Source organism: Levilactobacillus tongjiangensis (assembly GCF_003946345.1).
Taxonomy (GTDB): Bacteria; Bacillota; Bacilli; order Lactobacillales; family Lactobacillaceae; genus Levilactobacillus; species Levilactobacillus tongjiangensis.
Genome location: NZ_RHNY01000006.1, coordinates 101,229 through 117,984, shown reverse-complemented (window position 1 = coordinate 117,984; position 16,756 = coordinate 101,229). Strand labels below are relative to the sequence as shown.

Here is a 16,756-nt window from a genome sequence, read left to right as displayed (position 1 = left end):
TAGTGAGAAAATATTTAGATTACAATACTTAGCAACTGCCAACGGGTCCGTAAGATTGTCATCCAGACACAATCTTACAGACCCGCCTTATTACATTCACAATCAATTACCACTCTAAACGCGGTTGAAATCCGACCTAGGACCCCTGGTTAGCTGAAGGCTTTCGCAGTCCTGCGATAAGCACGGCAAATAACAAAACATCCTTTAGATGCAGCTCGCCCGTCATAATTCTCGTCAAGCCAACCCTACCACCAGTATCATCAAACCGCTCATAAAGTATTTAAGTCTCCGCTTATCAACCACGCTAGGACTCCCCTTCAAGCCATCACTAAGCTTAACTCTGATTTTACTACGCCGTAACGGTGTGGCTCAGTGCTAACATTGCCTTGGAACAGTCACCTTAAAAAGTTGGCACTAAAAAAGGACTGGAAGATTCTCCCAGTCCTTTGCTTACTGCTCAGCTGACATTCCTGAAACGTACGCCAGCAGGCAGTTAATTTGACGCTCTTTACTTCACTATAACCGTTAAGTCGTCTTAGTCGTTATCAACGATAACCTGCCCCAACTCCCGGCTTTCCATCACGTATTTGTGAGCAGCCTGAATGTCGGCCAGTTTGAAGACCTTGGCAATTGGAATCTGTAAGTCATTCGCCTTGATCAATTTAAAAATCTCGTCCACCAGATCCTGTTGAACGTCGGTGGTGTCAAACACCGTGAGTGACTTGCCCGCTAGGATGAATGGGTTGAAGTTCTCTACGATCCACTCACCGGCCAACAACCCAATTAGGCAGACCGCACCGCCCTGGTTCAAGTGTGTAACGGAATTGGCCAGAGTGACGGTGCCCACCATGTCGATGATCCCGTCAAAACTCTGGTCGGTCACTAAACTGTTGTCGGTATCCAAGACAGCATCGTCCGCCCCATTTTCAATCAGTTCAGACAACATGGCCTTCCGCCGCGTGGTGGCGGTTACTTTCAGGCCAAACGCTTTAGCCAGTTTAATGGCAGCTAGCCCCACGGCACTAGTACCGCCACGGACCAGCAACGTTTGGCCCGCCGTCAGTGAGAGCGACTTCAGGGCACCAATGGCCGTGTAAAAGTTTTCGGGATACTGGGCCAACGTGATCCAATCGCCGTCATAGTCTACCGGATACAGATTTTCATCAGCGACCAGCGCAAACTCTTGGTAACTCCCGTCGACTTCGCGGCCAAAGCCACCCATCATCGTCATGACCTTCTGACCAACCTTTAACTGGCTGTTCGTAGCGGGCTCAGTCACTTCACCAACCGCTTCGACCCCAATCACACGAGGGAACTTGACTGCGGGGGACCCTCCGGCCCGCGTCAACACTTCATAACGGTGCACGCCAAACGCATGAATCCGCATGACTGAATGCGTCGCATCGGCCCGGGGAATTGGCCGGTCCACCATCTTCAAAACGCTCGTGTCACCCGGCTTATCAATCACAATTGCTCGCATTATTTTTCCTCCACTCATTTAGCTATTTGCTTAATCAACAGCATCAGTATAAAGTATAACGTAACGGAACAGTCAAGCCATGAGAGGGGAATTTGATGCTAACGATTCAAAATTTTGCCAAATTATCCGGGACCACCCGGCGAACACTCCTGTTCTACGATGAAAAAAATCTCTTCAAGCCTAAAAAAGTCGCGGACAACGGTTACCGCTACTACGACTACGACCAGTTGTATAAATTAACCTTTATTCTCCAGTTACGGCGACTGGGACTCCCCATTGCCCAAATCAAAGCGTTAACCGACACAACCAACGGCGACTCACTGGACACTGACTTACAAAGCATCTTGGCCGAAATCAACGACCAACTCGATAATTTGACCCTACTGAAGGAGACCCTCACAACTCGGTTCAAACAACCCGAAACGACCGCAGTCCCCACCAAGAATCTGCCTAAAATCGTCACGGGTCAAGCGAGCCTGTTTTGCCGGTCCCGCCAATCGGTCGCCTGCACCGAGGAAGAAATTGCCGAAATTTATACCGACTTCTACGAACAACTGGGAAAAATCAATCTCGTGAATCAACGTGACTCAGGCTTCTTGACCCAGTTACCCGATAGTAGTGCTAACGGGTACCCCACTGCTTCATTTTGTATTTTGAAGGCAGTCTCCGCACGAACCAACACCGGTGACCTGCCCTTGATCAAAAAGCCAGCGGGCCAGTTCGTTTCAATCGACACCACCAACGACACCAAGAACATCTGTATTGCGCTACAGATTCTCGCTGAATACATCGACGACCATCACCTGCAGATCACTGATCAAATGTGGCAGATGAATCTCGGTGAAAACTTTACCAGTAAGGGTGCGTCCAAACTGGTGCGGTTACAGTATCAGGTACAGTAAATTACTAACTATCGACGTAAAAACGCTAGAAACGGCTGCTTCTAGCGTTTTTTCATAGAATTAGTTTGTATTTAGTTTGTATATTGATAGTGTACGTGGACCGCACTCCGGCAGCCAGGGAGGTCCCCTGCTGTGGGGACGCTTCAGCCAAAGAACGGGCTTCTCGCTCGATTTGAAGCCACGCAAAACCCGTGTCTTCAAAGTCGCCCGTGCTGTAAACTGGCACAAAACACCAGTTAACACCACCTTCACGGCCGGCTCCTCCCTAGCCACCTCCAGCTCTGATTGCGTTTTAACCTATTCCAAGCGATACTGAAATATCTACTCATACCACTCACAGGGGCTAGCCGATACTACTCGATTATTAAAATACTGTATAAGCCGAGAGGCCGCCAGATATGGGCTCAGGCGCGTCGTTCTACTTTGTCAGTAGGTGTTTTCCCTACTGGCTTAGCAGAAGACCAAGCTTGGAGACTCGGCACTTTCGAGGCTTCAAGTTGTGTCCGCACCGTTCCAGCCCATATCTGGCGGCCGGTAAGGCGAAAGTCAGGCCAAAGAGGTGGTGCCAGCTGTGAAAATGGCGTTAGCTAGTGATTTTCTAGCTTAGGCCATGGCGCTTTTGAAGACAGGTGAACTTCCTGGCTTCAAAACGAGCGGGAGGCCCGCCTTTCGGCTGAAGCGTCCCCACAGCAGGCACCGCCTCTGACCACCGGAGAACGACAGCTTCCACCATAAATTACAGGTTAACCCTAGTTGTCCGTTAGCTTAAAGATGGGAACATCTGGAATATCACTGCCACCCGGTTGATTGGTTGGCTTAGCCGCGTGCCGCGGTTCTTGGCGTTCCCGTTCCTTTTGAACCTGCACGGCCGTGGTCAGGTGCTTCTTCTCCCAGCTCAACAGGATGCGATCCATGTACTTCAAGCTGTACGCCTGACTCAACACAGCCTCCTTTAAGGCCAACTGAATCAACTCTGGCTTATAGTTGTCCTTGTCTAACCAGTCACTAATACTTTCCATCTCCAGGGGTGACAAGGGCCGGCCAAATTCCCGCTCAATGGCGTTGAAAACTGTGGACCGTTCATTGGTCGCCGCTTGCTTCACTTCTTGATGCGTTTCCTGAACGGCGAGCTGACTCAACCGCTCCGTCAACAAGCGGAAATCGTAGGCATCTTGCTTCTGTCCCTGACTATCGGTCACGGTCGTAATCGTCATTAATTTATGACTGATCATCTCATGTAACAGCTGGTAGACCCGCTGCTTATCCCAGCCCAGGTGGGCCGCAATCTCGTCCGCATCGGGCAGTGACGTGCCCTGGTCCATGTAGCGGCGCAATTGCAGGTAGATCAAGAGCTGGTCGGTGGTCATCCCCACTTCTCTAAAGTGGTCGAGCAGGTAATTCGCTAAGCTGGTCTGACCAGCCGCAACGTACCGCTGTATAAATTCATCCATAAGCTTCCGTATCCTCCTCAAAAGGGTTTCCAGCCTTAGAGAAAAAACGAGACTGGGAGTTTTTCCCCAGTCTCTCCCTAAAACTCATTTAATTATGTTTCCATAAATTGGCTTAGTCGTGCCATTGCCGTCCGGAGTTTCTCCGAGTCGGTGGCGTAGCTCAACCGAATGTGTTGGGGCAGGCCAAACGCTTCCCCGGTGACCACGGCTACGTGCGCCACATTTAAGACTGCCGACACAAACTCATCGGTCGTCTGGAAGCCCTTCATAGCCATTGCTTCACTGACATCTGGAAAGAGGTAAAACGCCCCCTGCGGCTTCTGTGGCAGGCTAAAACCTGGAATGGCCGCCAACAATGGGTAGACCAAATCGAGTCGCTGCTTAAAGGCTGCGTTCATTTGCCCCACTGGCGTTTGATCACCAGTTAAGGCTGCTAGGGCCGCCGCCTGACTGACCGCTGCGGCGTTACCCGTCATGTGGGACAACACGTTCTTCATCGCCGTCGTAATCTGTTGGTTGGCTACCGTGTAACCAATCCGCCAACCGGTCATCGCGTACGTCTTAGAAACGCCGTTGACCAAGACGGTGTGTTCGGCCACTTCGGTACCCAAGGTCAACATCGACGGTGCTGGTGCCTGTTCGTCATAGACCAGATCGCCGTATATTTCATCGGCAACCACGAGCAGGTCGTGACGAACCGCCCAATCCCCAATCGCTTGTAGCTCGGCCTTAGAATAGACGATACCACTCGGATTCTGAGGCGAGTTCAGCACAATGGCCTGCGTCGTTGGGGTGACAGCGGCATCAAGTTGTTCTGGCGTTACCTTGAGTGAAGCACTCGGGGCAACCTCGATTGGATGCCCACCCGCCAGCTTCACCTGTTCACTGTAACTGACCCAGTATGGTGCTGGCAACAACACGTCATCCCCAGGATTCAGGATAACTTGGAACAAGGTGTAGAGCGCCATTTTAGCGCCCGTCGTGACCACGACCTGATTCGGCAACACCTGTACGCCCTGCTTGGTTGCTAAAGAATCTGCAATCGCCTGACGCAGTGGCAGAATCCCCGCCGTTGCCGTATAACTATCCACTTCGTTGGCCCGAATCGCCGTGACCGCGGCCTCTTTAATGCTGGTCGGCGTATCAAAGTCCGGTTGACCCAATCCTAAGTTGATAACATCAATTCCCTGTGCCTGTAGCTCCTGCGCCTGTTGCGACGTCTTTAACGTTGCCGATGGCTTGACGGCTAATGCACGTTGTGAAAGTTGCATGCGCCACCCTCCTTTTTGACCCTTAAATATTCGCGATTTGTTGTAAAACTTTGCCATTACTGTACTGGAACGTGAGGTAGCAGAGTTCCCCACTCTTATTCAGGTAACTCACTTGCCAAGCTGGCTTGCCGTTAAACAAGCACAGTGCGGCAGAAAGCACCTTCTTCGGGTTACGTTGCCAAGCTTGCTTTAAGGCCGTGTTCCGGGACATCCCAGCACTCTGCTTCAAAACGGTAACGTTCTTCCCCGACTTGGGTACAATGGCATAAACGGCCTGTTTGGCCTTGTTCGTGCCAGCAACCGTGTAGTAGGTCGTATCTAAGTTCGTCCAGTAGAAGTTATTGACGCTGGTCAAATGCCCAGACTTTTTCGCGACCGTTTCGGCCCGCGCCTGTTGCTGACTAAGCGGCTTAGTTGCCTTATTAATGACGTACGCACCACTGATCAGCAATGCCAAAATCACGATTAAGACACTCAGCAAGACCCAATGATGCGGTCGCTGACGCCGCTGATACTGTTGTCTCATCAATTTACCATCGTACTCCCTTGTCAAAATTCAATCTTTCCCAATTATATCAGACTTCCGGTGGTGTCACCGGGTCGTCCGGTTGATTTTCGAAAAAATTAAGTAAACCTTGAGCAATTTCGCCCACGTCTCCGGTCGTTTGATTCAGGTCGGTTGGTAACGCCCGCAAAATGCTCTTACCGTACGTCTTTTCAATCAACCGCTGATCTAGGATAACAATCGCCCCGCGGTCGTGTGGCGTCCGAATCAGTCGCCCGATGCCCTGCCGCAGTTTGAGCGTGGTGGCGGGCAAGGCCGCATTGTAGAACGGATTCTTGCCAGCGGCCTCTAACCGCGCGTAATTGGCCTTTACAAATACCCGGTCCGGCGAATCAAACGGTAGCCGCGTCACAATCAAGAGTTCCAGCTGTTCTTCCGGTAGGTCGATGCCCTCCCAGAAACTAGCTGCTCCTAACAAGATGGCGCCATGACTGGTTGCAAAACGTTTTGCAATTCGTTCCTTACTGCCACTGATGCCCTGCGCAAAGATCTCACGTTTAGCAAATTCCGGCTGTTTGACCAGCTGTTGATAAACCTGTTCGATCACACTTAAGGAGTTGAATAGAACTAGCGTCTGTTTGTTCACCGCGCCAGCAATTTGGGAAATGGCGGCTGCCAGGTACGTGATGTAATCTGCCGGCGCCACCCGTGATAAGTTCGGACCAGAATCGGCCACAAAAAGCTCCGCTTGATTGGCGTAATCGAAGCTCGACCGCATGCGGTGCGTCGCGGTCGTTTCTCGGTCGAGGTCGAATTGGTCCAGGACGTACTGGGAACGGCCAGACGAAAAGAGCGTGGCTCCCGTAAGTAAGACGGGCTGAAAACCAGCGTACAGGTGTTGCCGTAAGAATCCTTCGGTGGCGAGTAACCCGCTGGCCATTTGCAGGCTGTTGCGGTCACCCACGTGGTTGATCGTTAACCAAAAGAGACTGGCTGGCGCCTGATCGGCCACCTGTTGAAAGATGGTCAATAAGCGGGCCATTTGGTCATCAAATAAGTGAATCCGGGTGTCGACCTGCTCAAACAGGTAACGTTCAGAGGCGACAAATTGTTCGTGTTGTTGATCGAACCGTTGGCGTAAACTGCCCAACTCGGCCAAGAGGTCGTTCGTGGTGTTGGCGGCCTTGCTGGCAACATCACCACGCGATAATTCGGCGGCTAGGTCCTGGGCCGGAATCAATTCTTCAATGATCTGATTGTGATTATTTAAGCGTTTGCTAGCCAAAAAACGGAGGAACAACCGCTCAATCAGCGCCGTCAACTGGTTTTCCAGCGCCGCGCTGGTGGCTAACATCTGATTCAGGGTCGCGGTAGCTCCCCGATTGTCGGCAAAGAGCTGCAATAGACTGGGACCAATTTCACGACTGATATCGCGTTGAATGTGGTGCAATTCATTGATCAATTGGGCAAACTTCACCTGCGTGCGCCGCTGCTTGAGCGTGCTATCAGGCAGGTGTTGGGCCTCATCCACGATCAGATAAGGCTGATGCAACCGTTCACCCAGATCTAAAGCATGTTCACTCAGATAAGCGTGGTTCACGATAATAAATTGCGCCTGCGCCATCCGCTGGTCCCGGCGCCGAATAAAGTCGTCCTCGAAGAACGGATTATCCGTCGTCACCGACCCCTCGTGCACGATTTCTTGAAAGTATGGTGCTCGGTAAGTTGCCAGGTGGAGCTCATCTAAGTCACCAGTCGTCGTCATGGTCAACCAGACTAGCAATCGTAATTTTAACAGTTGCGTCTGCTTGGACGTCTCGGCCACCTTTAACGTGGTCGCGAAGCGTTGGAGGTCCAGGTAGTGGCGACTCCCTTTAACTAAGACTGCGTTAACAGTGAACGGCACGATCTGTTTAAGCAACGGAATCGTCTGGTTCAGCAGTTGTTCCTGCAAGAGCGTGGTGGCCGTGCTGACCACGACCTGCTTGCCCGTTTGACCCAGATAGGCAAACGGCAGCGTGTACCCCAGGCTCTTCCCGATACCGGTCGGTGCCTCCACAATCATCTGTTTGACGGGATGCCGGTCCGACTCGGCGTAGTTGTTGTAAATGTAATTCATCATCTTAGCTTGTTCCGGACGCCATTCTAGGTTATCCGGCATCAGCTTTTGTTTTTGTTTCTTAGTCTTCGGGTACTTGCTAGGCGCTGCCAAGGTGGTCGTCGCTATCGCGGTCGGTTTGCGTAACGCCAACCCATTTTTCACATACAAAAAGTCCGGTAGCTTGCGGGGCGACTGGTCGTTCAACCGTTTAGCCACGTCAAAAAGTGCCGCCGTTTGGAGCGGTAGTTCGGGGTGTAACTGAATCATCTGTTCCAGGGTGACCAGCGGTAAGGCCCGCAGCCGCCGGAAGAGGAAAATGAACAGTTCGGCCGTCGCACTGGCATCACTGTCTGCGGAGTGTGGATTGTCGTGCTCGATGTTAAAGAGCCCGCTCAAATCACGCAACCGAAAACTGGTCGCCGTGGGCAAGAGAATCTGACTCAGCGAAACGGTGTCTACCGCGGCAATCGTCAGCTCAGGATACCCCACCCGGTCGAACTCAGCGTTAATGAAGGGCAGGTCAAAATTCACGTTGTGCGCCACGAAGACCGTATTGGTCAATAGGCTATACAACGTGCCTGCCACGTCATCAAATAACGGCGCGTGTCGCACCCGTTTGTTCGAGATTCCCGTCAGACGGGTAATCGCCGCCGGAATCTCTCTGAGGGGGTTCACGTCCGTTTCAAAGTGATTAATGATTTTATTATGCTGGACGAAGACGCACCCGATTTGGATAATGCGGTCGCCATCTGTCACACTGGTTCCGGTCGTCTCAATATCTACGACCGCGTAAACCGTGTCTTTATCCATAGTATGCTCACCAATTTCTGCACAATTTGCGTTTATAACTGGCACTATGATACACCACTTAGGCCGCCAACGCTACGCCTGGATTTCTAGTTTAGAATTCAGATTTGTTGTGGTTAGCCGGTTCGGTGGTCAGGTGCTACGCCTGTGGGACCGCCTAAAGCCTGCGAAGCGGTCTTTAGGCTCGACTTTAAGCCTCAAAGTTCGAGTCTTAAAGCTCGTCCTTGCCCTGTAAGCCCAAGTAGCCCGCTTGGCCTAACAGGGCCACCACGGGCTCCGTACCTGACCACCTTCACCTTGGATAGTATTTTTTCATATTTGACTGGTGGCTAACATATGTCCGCCATGGGCAATCTAAAGTCCTCAATGTTAGCCACCAGACACAGCAAGGCTCCCAAATATCGCAAAACCTGTCTTAAACTATTTTTACTTTTTGTATAGACTAATGTGATTGCCAAAATCATTGAAAGTTACGTGATGAGCACTAACAAAGTGCATCGTTGACATTGATTGGTTTCGACGAGTCTCACCGTTGTAGCGACGGAATTTATACCAATGTTTGCCCAACTTCTTATACTTCAAATGCGTCATACTTGGCGTATTGTCATCAAAAACCAACTTTTTCTTACTAATCTGCAAAATGTCATACTCTCCACCCTTAACGGATGGCTTTTCAGCCCAAGTAACACGAGCAATCTTGAGTCCCGCCACCAAAAGCCATCAGTTGCCAGGGAGGGGCCGCGCCGTGTCGACGGTGTTGGTTAGTGTTTTTTAGCTAACCTACAGCGGGGGCCCTCCCTGGTGACCGGTAGCGGCCAGTGACGACAATCAATGCGACCAATTGGTTAAAAAGGTTAACCAACAAAAGTTAGTGTTATTTCTATAGAAAGAGTTAATTTTTCGTTGTTTTAACGTTTTTAATCTGCAAAACTAGCACAACCGCAATCAGTAGAGTATGATATTCTGGTAGATAAAATCGATGAAGAAAGCGAGCGAGATAACTTGGGTAGAACGGCTATCGGGAAAAGTAATGCCAAAATTATTCTCATCGGGGACCACAGCGTTGTCTACGGTCAGCCGGCAATCGCTCTCCCCCTGCCTTCCGTCACCACTACGGTCGTCATGACGACGACCACGACGGGGCAAACTCTAAACAGTCGCTATTTCGACGGACCCATTTCCCAAATGGGCCAAAACCTGGCGGGCGTCGCTAAATTGATCAGTGTCCTGCTCGACCGCTTCGACGGTCAGGAGCAGGCTTTTAACATGACCATTACCAGCGATTTGCCTGCCGAACGTGGCATGGGCTCCTCCGCTGCCGTGGCGGTGGCCATTACCCGTGCCATGTATCAATTCTTTGACCGGCCGCTGAACCGGGAACAATTACTCGCCACGGCCGGTATCGCCGAAAAAATTACCCATGGTAATCCCAGTGGTATTGACGCCGCTACGGTCAGTTCCCCCGTCCCCGTCTGGTTCGTACCCCACCAGGAAACCTTGCAGATTCCCTTCACACTACAGGGCTACCTGGTCATTGCCGACAGTGGTATCAAGGGACAAACGGGCCAAGCGGTCGCCGCAGTTGCCCGACGCCGGGTCACCTTTCCACAAGAGACTCAGCAACAAATCGACACCTTGGGTCAGTTGAGTCACGAAGCCCGTACAGCCTTAGCCACACCCAATTTGACACAACTCGGTCAGATTCTCACGACCGCTCAGACCCAGTTGAAAGGTCTTGGCGTGAGTTCGCCGGAACTTGACCAGTTGACCCAAGTTGCCAGAAGCAACGGCGCCCTGGGCGCTAAATTGACCGGTGGCGGTATGGGTGGATGTTTAATTGCCCTGTGCCCCGATTTAGCCACAACTCGACGCGTCAAAACGGCCCTCTTAGCCGCCGGCGCCACCGAGACCTGGACAGAAGCCTTTAACCTTGAGGAGGAACCCCAATGAACGCAGCGGCCACCGCGCGAGCACACACCAACATTGCGTTGATCAAGTATTGGGGCAAAGCGGACACGAAGCTCATGCTGCCACAGACTAGCAGCCTGTCCCTCACCTTGGATCAATTCTATACGGATACGTCCGTCGCATTCGATGCCAGCCTGACTCAGGATGAAATCACACTGAACGGTCAGCGTCTGACAGCGCAGGCGGGACACAAGGTCCATAACTTCTTAGACCTCGTGCGCCAGCGTTCCGGACAAACTGCCTTTGCCCGCGTTGACTCCACCAATCACGTGCCGACCGCAGCGGGGCTTGCATCCTCGGCCTCCGCTTTTGCGGCCTTAGCCGGTGCAGCCAGTCAAGCTGCTGGGCTCAACCTCTCGCGGACGGACCTCTCGCGGTTGGCACGACGGGGGTCTGGGTCCGCAACGCGCTCCATCTTCGGCGGCTTTGCCGAATGGCACGCGGGCACGGACGACCACAGTTCCTACGCCGAACCGTTTGAAGAGACAGTCGACTGGCCGATTGCCGTGGTGGCCCTCGTGCTGGACGCCCGGCAGAAGAAGGTCAGCTCCACGCAAGGTATGCAAAGCAGCGTGATGACCTCACCGTACTATCCGGCCTGGAAAAACGTGGTCAACCAAGATTTGGCAGCCATCAAGCCGGCGATTCAGGCGCGCGACTTTACCACGATGGGTGAGATCTTAGAGGCGAACGCTATGCGGATGCACGCCCTCACGTTGAGTGCCAACCCACCGTACAGTTATTTCAACGGTGAGACGTTGGCTGCTATGGCCACCGTCCAAACTTTACGGGAACAGGGTGTTGCCTGTTACTACACGTTGGACGCTGGTCCGAACGTCAAGGTCTTCTGTCAAACCCCGGACCTCCCCGTGATCACGGAACGCTTTAAGGCGCAATTTGGCGCCGATAGTGTTGTCGTTGCCCACCCGGGACCGGGCATTAACTTACAATCCACACTTTAAAAAATATCTATTAGTCACAGAAGGGACTTGATTCTTTGATTTCCGCGCAAGCACCCGGAAAACTCTATATTGCTGGCGAATACGCCGTGGTTGAACCAGGATATCCGGCGATCATCGTCGCCCTCAACCAATTTGTCACGGTCACGATCACGCCCAGTCAGGACTATGGACGCATTGCATCCAAACAATACCAAGAGAACTCCCTTTACTGGCAACGCCAGGGAACCGAGCTTATTTTTGACAATCGGGACAATCCCTTTCACTACATCCTGTCGGCCATTCATTTGACGGAACTGTATGCACAAACTCTGGGCAAACCCCTGGCCATCTATCACTTAAACGTCAACAGTGACCTCGACAGCGCCGACGGGAAAAAGTACGGGTTAGGCTCCTCTGCCGCCGTCACTGTCGCTACCGTGAAAGCCCTTTGTCAGTTCTACGACATTCCCATGAGTAAGGACCGGCTCTTCAAGCTGTCCGCCATTGCCCATCTGGACGTCCAAGGAAATGGGTCGCTGGGTGACATCGCCGCCTCCGTTTACGGTGGTTGGATTGCCTACCAGGCCTTCGATCACGACTGGTTAGCCTCAGCGCGCCGGGAACTCTCCCTGGAACAACTGCTGGATGCCAACTGGCCCGGCTTAGAAGTTGAATTATTGACCCCGCCAGAATCCCTACGCCTAATGATTGGTTGGACCGGGACCCCCGCCTCCACCTCCCACTTGGTGGACAAGATTTCCCTGTTCAAAGCCACTCGTCGCAAGGACTACCACGCCTTTCTGCGCGAAAGTCGCGAGTGTCTGCAACGCATGATCGGTGGATTTCACGACCAAGACCTCGACGCCATTCAACACGAGATTGCCGTTAACCGACAACTGTTGAACCGACTTGCCACCCTCAGCCACGTGACGATTGAAACCACGTTGCTGAAGACCATGTGTGACATTGCTGAACACATCGGCGGAGCGGCCAAGTCCTCTGGAGCCGGTGGTGGCGATTGCGGAATCGTCATCATTAACGCCGCCAAGGACCTCGCCCACCTGTTACATGAATGGGAAGGCCGCGGCATTGAACCACTCAAACTCAACGTCCACAACGTTATTGAATAGTTAGGAGACCGCCATGGAAATTTCACGTCACGCCCACCGCAAGGATGAACACTTGTCGCTCGCAGAAAAATTCTATACGCCCACGGCAGATAGTCAATTTGATCAGCTACGGTTCGTTCACCAGGGCCTGCCTGAAATGGCGGTAAGCGACGTGGATTTCACCACGCAGCTAGGGCCGCTGACCCTGCCGGTGCCATTGATGATCGAAGCCATGACCGGTGGTAGTCCCCGCACTGGGAAGGTCAACGCTGCCTTGGGTCGCATCGCCGCCGCCACGGGGATGCCCGTCGCGAGTGGCTCCCAGAGCATCGCCTTGAAGGATGACGCAGCGATTGCCACGTTTACCCCGTTACGGGAAAATAATCCGGACGGTGTGGTCTTCGCCAACATTGGTGCCGGACACACGACCGCCCAGGCACAAGCGGTGGTCGACATGTTAGCCGCCAACGCCTTGGAATTGCACATCAACACCGCTCAGGAATTAGTCATGCCTGAGGGTGACCGTTCCTTCCACTGGTTAGATGGTATTGGTGAAACGGTAGCCGCACTGAATGTCCCCGTCATTGTGAAGGAAGTCGGCTTCGGCATGGCCAGTGAAACTCTCGAACGACTGGCTGATGTCGGCGTGGCCTACGTTGATCTCGGTGGTCGTGGCGGTACCAACTTTGCCCAGATTGAAAACTTCCGGCGACCAGACAAGGAACTGACCTACCTGGCTGGCTGGGGGCAGTCAACCGTCGAATCACTGTTAGAAGCCCGTAGCGTTCCGCAACAACAGGTCATCGCTACTGGTGGTGTTCGTCACCCACTAGACGCTGCCAAGGCACTGGCCTTAGGTGCCAGTGTCGTCGGCAGCGCCGGTCAAGTGCTACATAGTCTCTTACGAACCGACGAAGACGCCACCATCACCATGCTTCAAAATTGGCAGACGGGCTTGAAACGGATCATGACATTACTTGGTACCCGCAATTTGGCGGAATTACGGCAACAGCGGCTCTTACTGTCACCCGAATTGCTGAGCTATTGTGCCCAACGTCACCTTGATTATTAAACTTATGATTAGCGAAAGGGCTATTCTGGTTTTACCGGAATAGCCCTTTTTGTATTGATCAATTAAATTGTTACGTGGCAAATTAGTGTCGTAAATCGGTCGTACTTCGGCGGCCGGGGAGGTAGCCTCCGACTCTGATTGCGACGTTAATACAATCACCCAGCAGGTTTACTCGTATCACTATTACAATTGACTGATAATAGATTGACTGGTAGCAGCAGACAGTAGAAAACCATGAAGCCGGCAAAACATGCTAGACTACACGTTACTGTCACAATGAATTAAACTAATTCAAATCAGTATCGTACACGGTAAACCGGAGGCCCTTGGGGAAGAAATTCTTCACCGTCTGACCAACTACCTTCCCAAAACCAACTGGTTGATCTTGCGACGTCAGGAGGTACCACCCCTTGCTAGGAGCTTCAGTCAGCGTGAAGGTCTCACCATGGACCCACGCCCGCCACTGTTCATCCGTGATAGCCAATGTTTGTTTGACCTGGGCCGTGTCACTGGCCAAGGCTAAGGCGTACGCTGGTTCGAACCGGTTCTTCTTAAACGTTCCCAGGTGAAGTCCCGGCCGAAAGACGTGGCATCGTTTCAAATTAGGCAGGTCCGTTGGCGTCAAGAACAGCTGATCCTTTACCGTCACTAAGTTGCCGGTCAGTGACTGGCCTAAAACGTCCTGAGCAAATGCCTGCCACAGTTTCTTTTGATCACTGGTCAATGGCGTCCCCAGCTTAGCAGCACCCCGGGGTGCAGTTGCCGCAACCTCATCGCGTTCGAGTTTGGCCACAAAGTGTCCTTCCCCGTTCATCAAGTGTGGAAACAGGCGGGCTGCCTTAGTCAGTTCTGGATTGCCATCCGCCCATTCAGGTTTAGCGTCGATCACGCCACCGGTCTTTTCGATTGGAACTAGATGAAATTCGGGGAAGTTTTCAAGGACCCACGCCATCATTTGTTCGTCCTCTTCTGGAGCAAAGGTGCAGGTCGAGTAAATCAATTGCCCACCCGGCTTGACCATCTTCAAGGCCTCAGTCATGATCTGTTGTTGCCGATCAGCACATTCCTGTACGTAATCCAGAGACCAATACGACATGGCGTCCGGATCCTTCCGAAACATGCCTTCCCCAGAACAGGGAGCGTCCACCAGGACCTTATCAAAGTAATCTGGAAAAACGGGACTCAGGCGTTCTGGCGACTCGTTCAAAATGACGGCCGATTGTACCCCAAACCGTTCCACGTTTTCTGCCAGCACTTTGACCCGTTTGCGATTGATTTCATTGGTGACCAGTAACCCGGTCCCGTGCAAGTAACTGGCCAAATGGGTGGTCTTGCCACCAGGAGCTGCACAGAGGTCCAACACCCGTTCACCCGGGGTTGGCGCCGCAGTAGCGCCAACAAACATGGCACTCGGCTCCTGACTGTATACGGCCCCGCTTTGATGCATCAGGCTCCGCCCACTGACAGTCCCATAGTGGCCTAGGGCTTCATATGGCACCGCTGGTGTCGCCGTAAGCCGTTCAGGTAAGTGATGATGCGCTGGGTTGACCCGGTAACCAGACAGGCTCTCCGTGTCAAAGCTAGCGAAGAAGTCGTCCGCTTGGTCACCCAAGAGGCCCCGGTATTTCGTGATAAAGTCTTCAGGTAGATTCACCGTTATTCCTCCATTTTGTTAGTTGCAACTAACTATTTGTATATAGCAATATATGTCTTTTAACCATTTTCAACTCACTTATTATACCCGTTTTTAGGCCGGAACTCTACTCTACTGGGAAGTGAAATAGTCGCAACTTCTGACAAACTATGGTAAATTGAAAGGGCTAGTTTATTTTAAAAATGCGCGACTTAAATATAAAATACATTGTGAGGTGTTCTCTATGGAACGCAAATTAATTGCCATTGACTTGGATGGTACCACCCTGAACGCGGCGTCTCAAATCAGCCCGAAAACCAAAGCTGTGCTGACCAAAGCGCGCGAAGCCGGTCACTACGTCAGCATCGTAACTGGCCGTCCAAACCGAATCTCTGCCGACATTTATGACGAGTTACAACTGGACAGTCCCATGATCAACTTTAATGGTAGCCTGGGGCACATCCCCCACCACCATTGGCGTGATGAATACCAGTATACGTTCAACAAGGAGATTGCACTAGACCTGTTGGCTCATCGTCAAGAACTTGGCATCAACATGATTGCCGCTGAGGGTAAGAACCTCTTCTTGGCCGTACGGGATCAACCGGTGGAAGTGGGTTTCTTCCCTTCCGTCTTGCAGAGTAACCAGATCCTCAACCAGAAGACATTATTAGAAAACCCGACCAGCTTAACCATCGCTGTCGACCGTAGTCATCAGGAACACCTGCTCAGCTACTTGAACCTGAACTTTGGTGACGAAATTGACGCAGCTCCTTGGGGTGGCCCGAACTCCGTAGTGGAACTGGGCGCCAAGGGTGTACAAAAAGCCACGGGGGTTGAAGTTCTAGCTCACCACTTCCACGTGGAACGGAAGAACATTGTTGCTTTTGGTGACGAACACAACGATTCGGCCATGATTGACTACGCGGGTTGGGGCGTGGCCATGCAAAATGCCACAACCCCCATCAAGAACCTGGCTCAGGACGTGACAACGTTAGATAACGACCACGACGGCCTGGCAAACTACTTGGAAAACTATTTAAAATTGGCTGAATAGGCCACTACTTAGCACGACACCGATCCGACAATTGTTGGGGCGGTGTCGTGTTTTTTGTTCCCATACTCTTACTAACGAAATCCAGCCGTAATTTGTCACCCACTTTCGTTTCACCCTGTAATTTACCTTGTGGATTAAAACGAAATTTGACGTAATACTCACGCCGGCGGCCAGGGGCAGACCTGCTGTGAGGGACGCTCCAACCAGAGAACGGGCTTCCCGCTCGATTTGAAGCCACGAAAAGCCCACCTGCCTTCAAAGTCGCCCATGCCGTACGCTAGAAAATCACTAGCTAACGCCATTTTCACAGCGGCCCACCCCTGGCCGCCTCCGTTCTGAATGGGTTCCATCTACGCCACAATGAGAAGACTAAATCAATTTCATCACTGACTACTAATAGTATCGCTGATAAAATCCGTGCAACAAATTTGCAGTTAATCAATCAAAATCCAGTTTACC

The 16,756-nt window shown here is 52.1% G+C and carries 13 protein-coding genes; 6 read left to right on the top strand and 7 right to left on the bottom strand.

What is annotated here, in order from left to right; translation table 11 throughout:
- Nucleotides 1-535 precede the first annotated feature (535 nt).
- Nucleotides 536-1,480 carry a zinc-binding dehydrogenase gene (locus tag EKM75_RS04965; protein ID WP_125692602.1) on the bottom strand — a complete coding sequence of 315 codons (945 nt, stop codon included), beginning with the start codon at nt 1,478-1,480 and terminating at the stop codon, nt 536-538.
- Between the two features lie 95 nt (nt 1,481-1,575).
- Here EKM75_RS04965 and EKM75_RS04960 point away from each other — a divergent pair, with 95 nt between their 5' ends.
- Nucleotides 1,576-2,382 carry a MerR family transcriptional regulator gene (locus EKM75_RS04960; protein WP_125692600.1) on the top strand — a complete coding sequence of 269 codons (807 nt, stop codon included), beginning with the start codon at nt 1,576-1,578 and terminating at the stop codon, nt 2,380-2,382.
- A gap of 749 nt (nt 2,383-3,131) precedes the next feature.
- On the opposite strand, the gene EKM75_RS04955 is transcribed toward EKM75_RS04960, so the two are convergent.
- From EKM75_RS04955 to EKM75_RS04935, 5 genes are all read right to left on the bottom strand, one after another.
- Nucleotides 3,132-3,833, bottom strand: a complete 702-nt coding sequence (locus tag EKM75_RS04955) for a DnaD domain-containing protein (RefSeq protein WP_125692598.1) — start codon at nt 3,831-3,833, stop codon at nt 3,132-3,134.
- A 92-nt stretch (nt 3,834-3,925) separates the two neighbouring features.
- Nucleotides 3,926-5,104, bottom strand: coding sequence for a pyridoxal phosphate-dependent aminotransferase (locus tag EKM75_RS04950; protein WP_125692596.1), 1,179 nt, complete (start codon nt 5,102-5,104; stop codon nt 3,926-3,928).
- A 22-nt stretch (nt 5,105-5,126) separates the two neighbouring features.
- Complete coding sequence (locus EKM75_RS04945) at nt 5,127-5,630, bottom strand: cell wall elongation regulator TseB-like domain-containing protein (protein ID WP_125692686.1); 504 nt, start codon at nt 5,628-5,630, stop codon at nt 5,127-5,129.
- Nucleotides 5,631-5,679: 49 nt separating this feature from the next.
- Nucleotides 5,680-8,520 carry a helicase C-terminal domain-containing protein gene (locus EKM75_RS04940; protein ID WP_125692594.1) on the bottom strand — a complete coding sequence of 947 codons (2,841 nt, stop codon included), beginning with the start codon at nt 8,518-8,520 and terminating at the stop codon, nt 5,680-5,682.
- 423 nt (nt 8,521-8,943) lie between these two features.
- Nucleotides 8,944-9,228: a hypothetical protein gene (locus tag EKM75_RS04935; RefSeq protein WP_125692592.1), complete on the bottom strand. Its 285-nt coding sequence runs from the start codon at nt 9,226-9,228 to the stop codon at nt 8,944-8,946.
- 291 nt (nt 9,229-9,519) lie between these two features.
- Here EKM75_RS04935 and mvk point away from each other — a divergent pair, with 291 nt between their 5' ends.
- The 4 genes from mvk to fni are packed head-to-tail and all read left to right on the top strand — an operon-like array spanning nt 9,520 to nt 13,607.
- Nucleotides 9,520-10,467: a mevalonate kinase gene (gene mvk / locus EKM75_RS04930; protein WP_125692590.1), complete on the top strand. Its 948-nt coding sequence runs from the start codon at nt 9,520-9,522 to the stop codon at nt 10,465-10,467.
- Nucleotides 10,464-11,447, top strand: coding sequence for a diphosphomevalonate decarboxylase (gene mvaD, locus EKM75_RS04925; protein ID WP_125692588.1), 984 nt, complete (start codon nt 10,464-10,466; stop codon nt 11,445-11,447). Before mvk ends, mvaD begins: the two co-directional genes overlap by 4 nt.
- A 35-nt stretch (nt 11,448-11,482) precedes the next feature.
- Complete coding sequence (locus tag EKM75_RS04920; RefSeq protein WP_125692586.1) at nt 11,483-12,556, top strand: phosphomevalonate kinase; 1,074 nt, start codon at nt 11,483-11,485, stop codon at nt 12,554-12,556.
- A gap of 13 nt (nt 12,557-12,569) precedes the next feature.
- Complete coding sequence (gene fni / locus EKM75_RS04915; RefSeq protein ID WP_125692584.1) at nt 12,570-13,607, top strand: type 2 isopentenyl-diphosphate Delta-isomerase; 1,038 nt, start codon at nt 12,570-12,572, stop codon at nt 13,605-13,607.
- 286 nt (nt 13,608-13,893) lie between these two features.
- On the opposite strand, the gene EKM75_RS04910 is transcribed toward fni, so the two are convergent.
- Nucleotides 13,894-15,261, bottom strand: coding sequence for an RsmF rRNA methyltransferase first C-terminal domain-containing protein (locus EKM75_RS04910; protein WP_125692582.1), 1,368 nt, complete (start codon nt 15,259-15,261; stop codon nt 13,894-13,896).
- Between the two features lie 223 nt (nt 15,262-15,484).
- Between EKM75_RS04910 and EKM75_RS04905 the strand changes: the two genes are divergently transcribed.
- Nucleotides 15,485-16,297: a Cof-type HAD-IIB family hydrolase gene (locus tag EKM75_RS04905; RefSeq protein WP_125692580.1), complete on the top strand. Its 813-nt coding sequence runs from the start codon at nt 15,485-15,487 to the stop codon at nt 16,295-16,297.
- The last annotated feature ends 459 nt before the right edge of the window (nt 16,298-16,756 follow it).

What these genes read in the sequence shown, in the direction of transcription:
- EKM75_RS04960 (WP_125692600.1), top strand. Translation starts at nt 1,576, where the DNA reads ATGCTAACGATTCAAAATTTTGCCAAATTATCCGGGACCACCCGGCGA.
- EKM75_RS04950 (WP_125692596.1), bottom strand. Translation starts at nt 5,104, where the DNA reads ATGCAACTTTCACAACGTGCATTAGCCGTCAAGCCATCGGCAACGTTA.
- EKM75_RS04945 (WP_125692686.1), bottom strand. Translation starts at nt 5,630, where the DNA reads ATGAGACAACAGTATCAGCGGCGTCAGCGACCGCATCATTGGGTCTTG.
- EKM75_RS04940 (WP_125692594.1), bottom strand. Translation starts at nt 8,520, where the DNA reads ATGGATAAAGACACGGTTTACGCGGTCGTAGATATTGAGACGACCGGA.
- fni (WP_125692584.1), top strand. Translation starts at nt 12,570, where the DNA reads ATGGAAATTTCACGTCACGCCCACCGCAAGGATGAACACTTGTCGCTC.
- EKM75_RS04965 (WP_125692602.1), bottom strand. Translation starts at nt 1,480, where the DNA reads ATGCGAGCAATTGTGATTGATAAGCCGGGTGACACGAGCGTTTTGAAG.
- mvaD (WP_125692588.1), top strand. Translation starts at nt 10,464, where the DNA reads ATGAACGCAGCGGCCACCGCGCGAGCACACACCAACATTGCGTTGATC.
- EKM75_RS04955 (WP_125692598.1), bottom strand. Translation starts at nt 3,833, where the DNA reads ATGGATGAATTTATACAGCGGTACGTTGCGGCTGGTCAGACCAGCTTA.
- EKM75_RS04905 (WP_125692580.1), top strand. Translation starts at nt 15,485, where the DNA reads ATGGAACGCAAATTAATTGCCATTGACTTGGATGGTACCACCCTGAAC.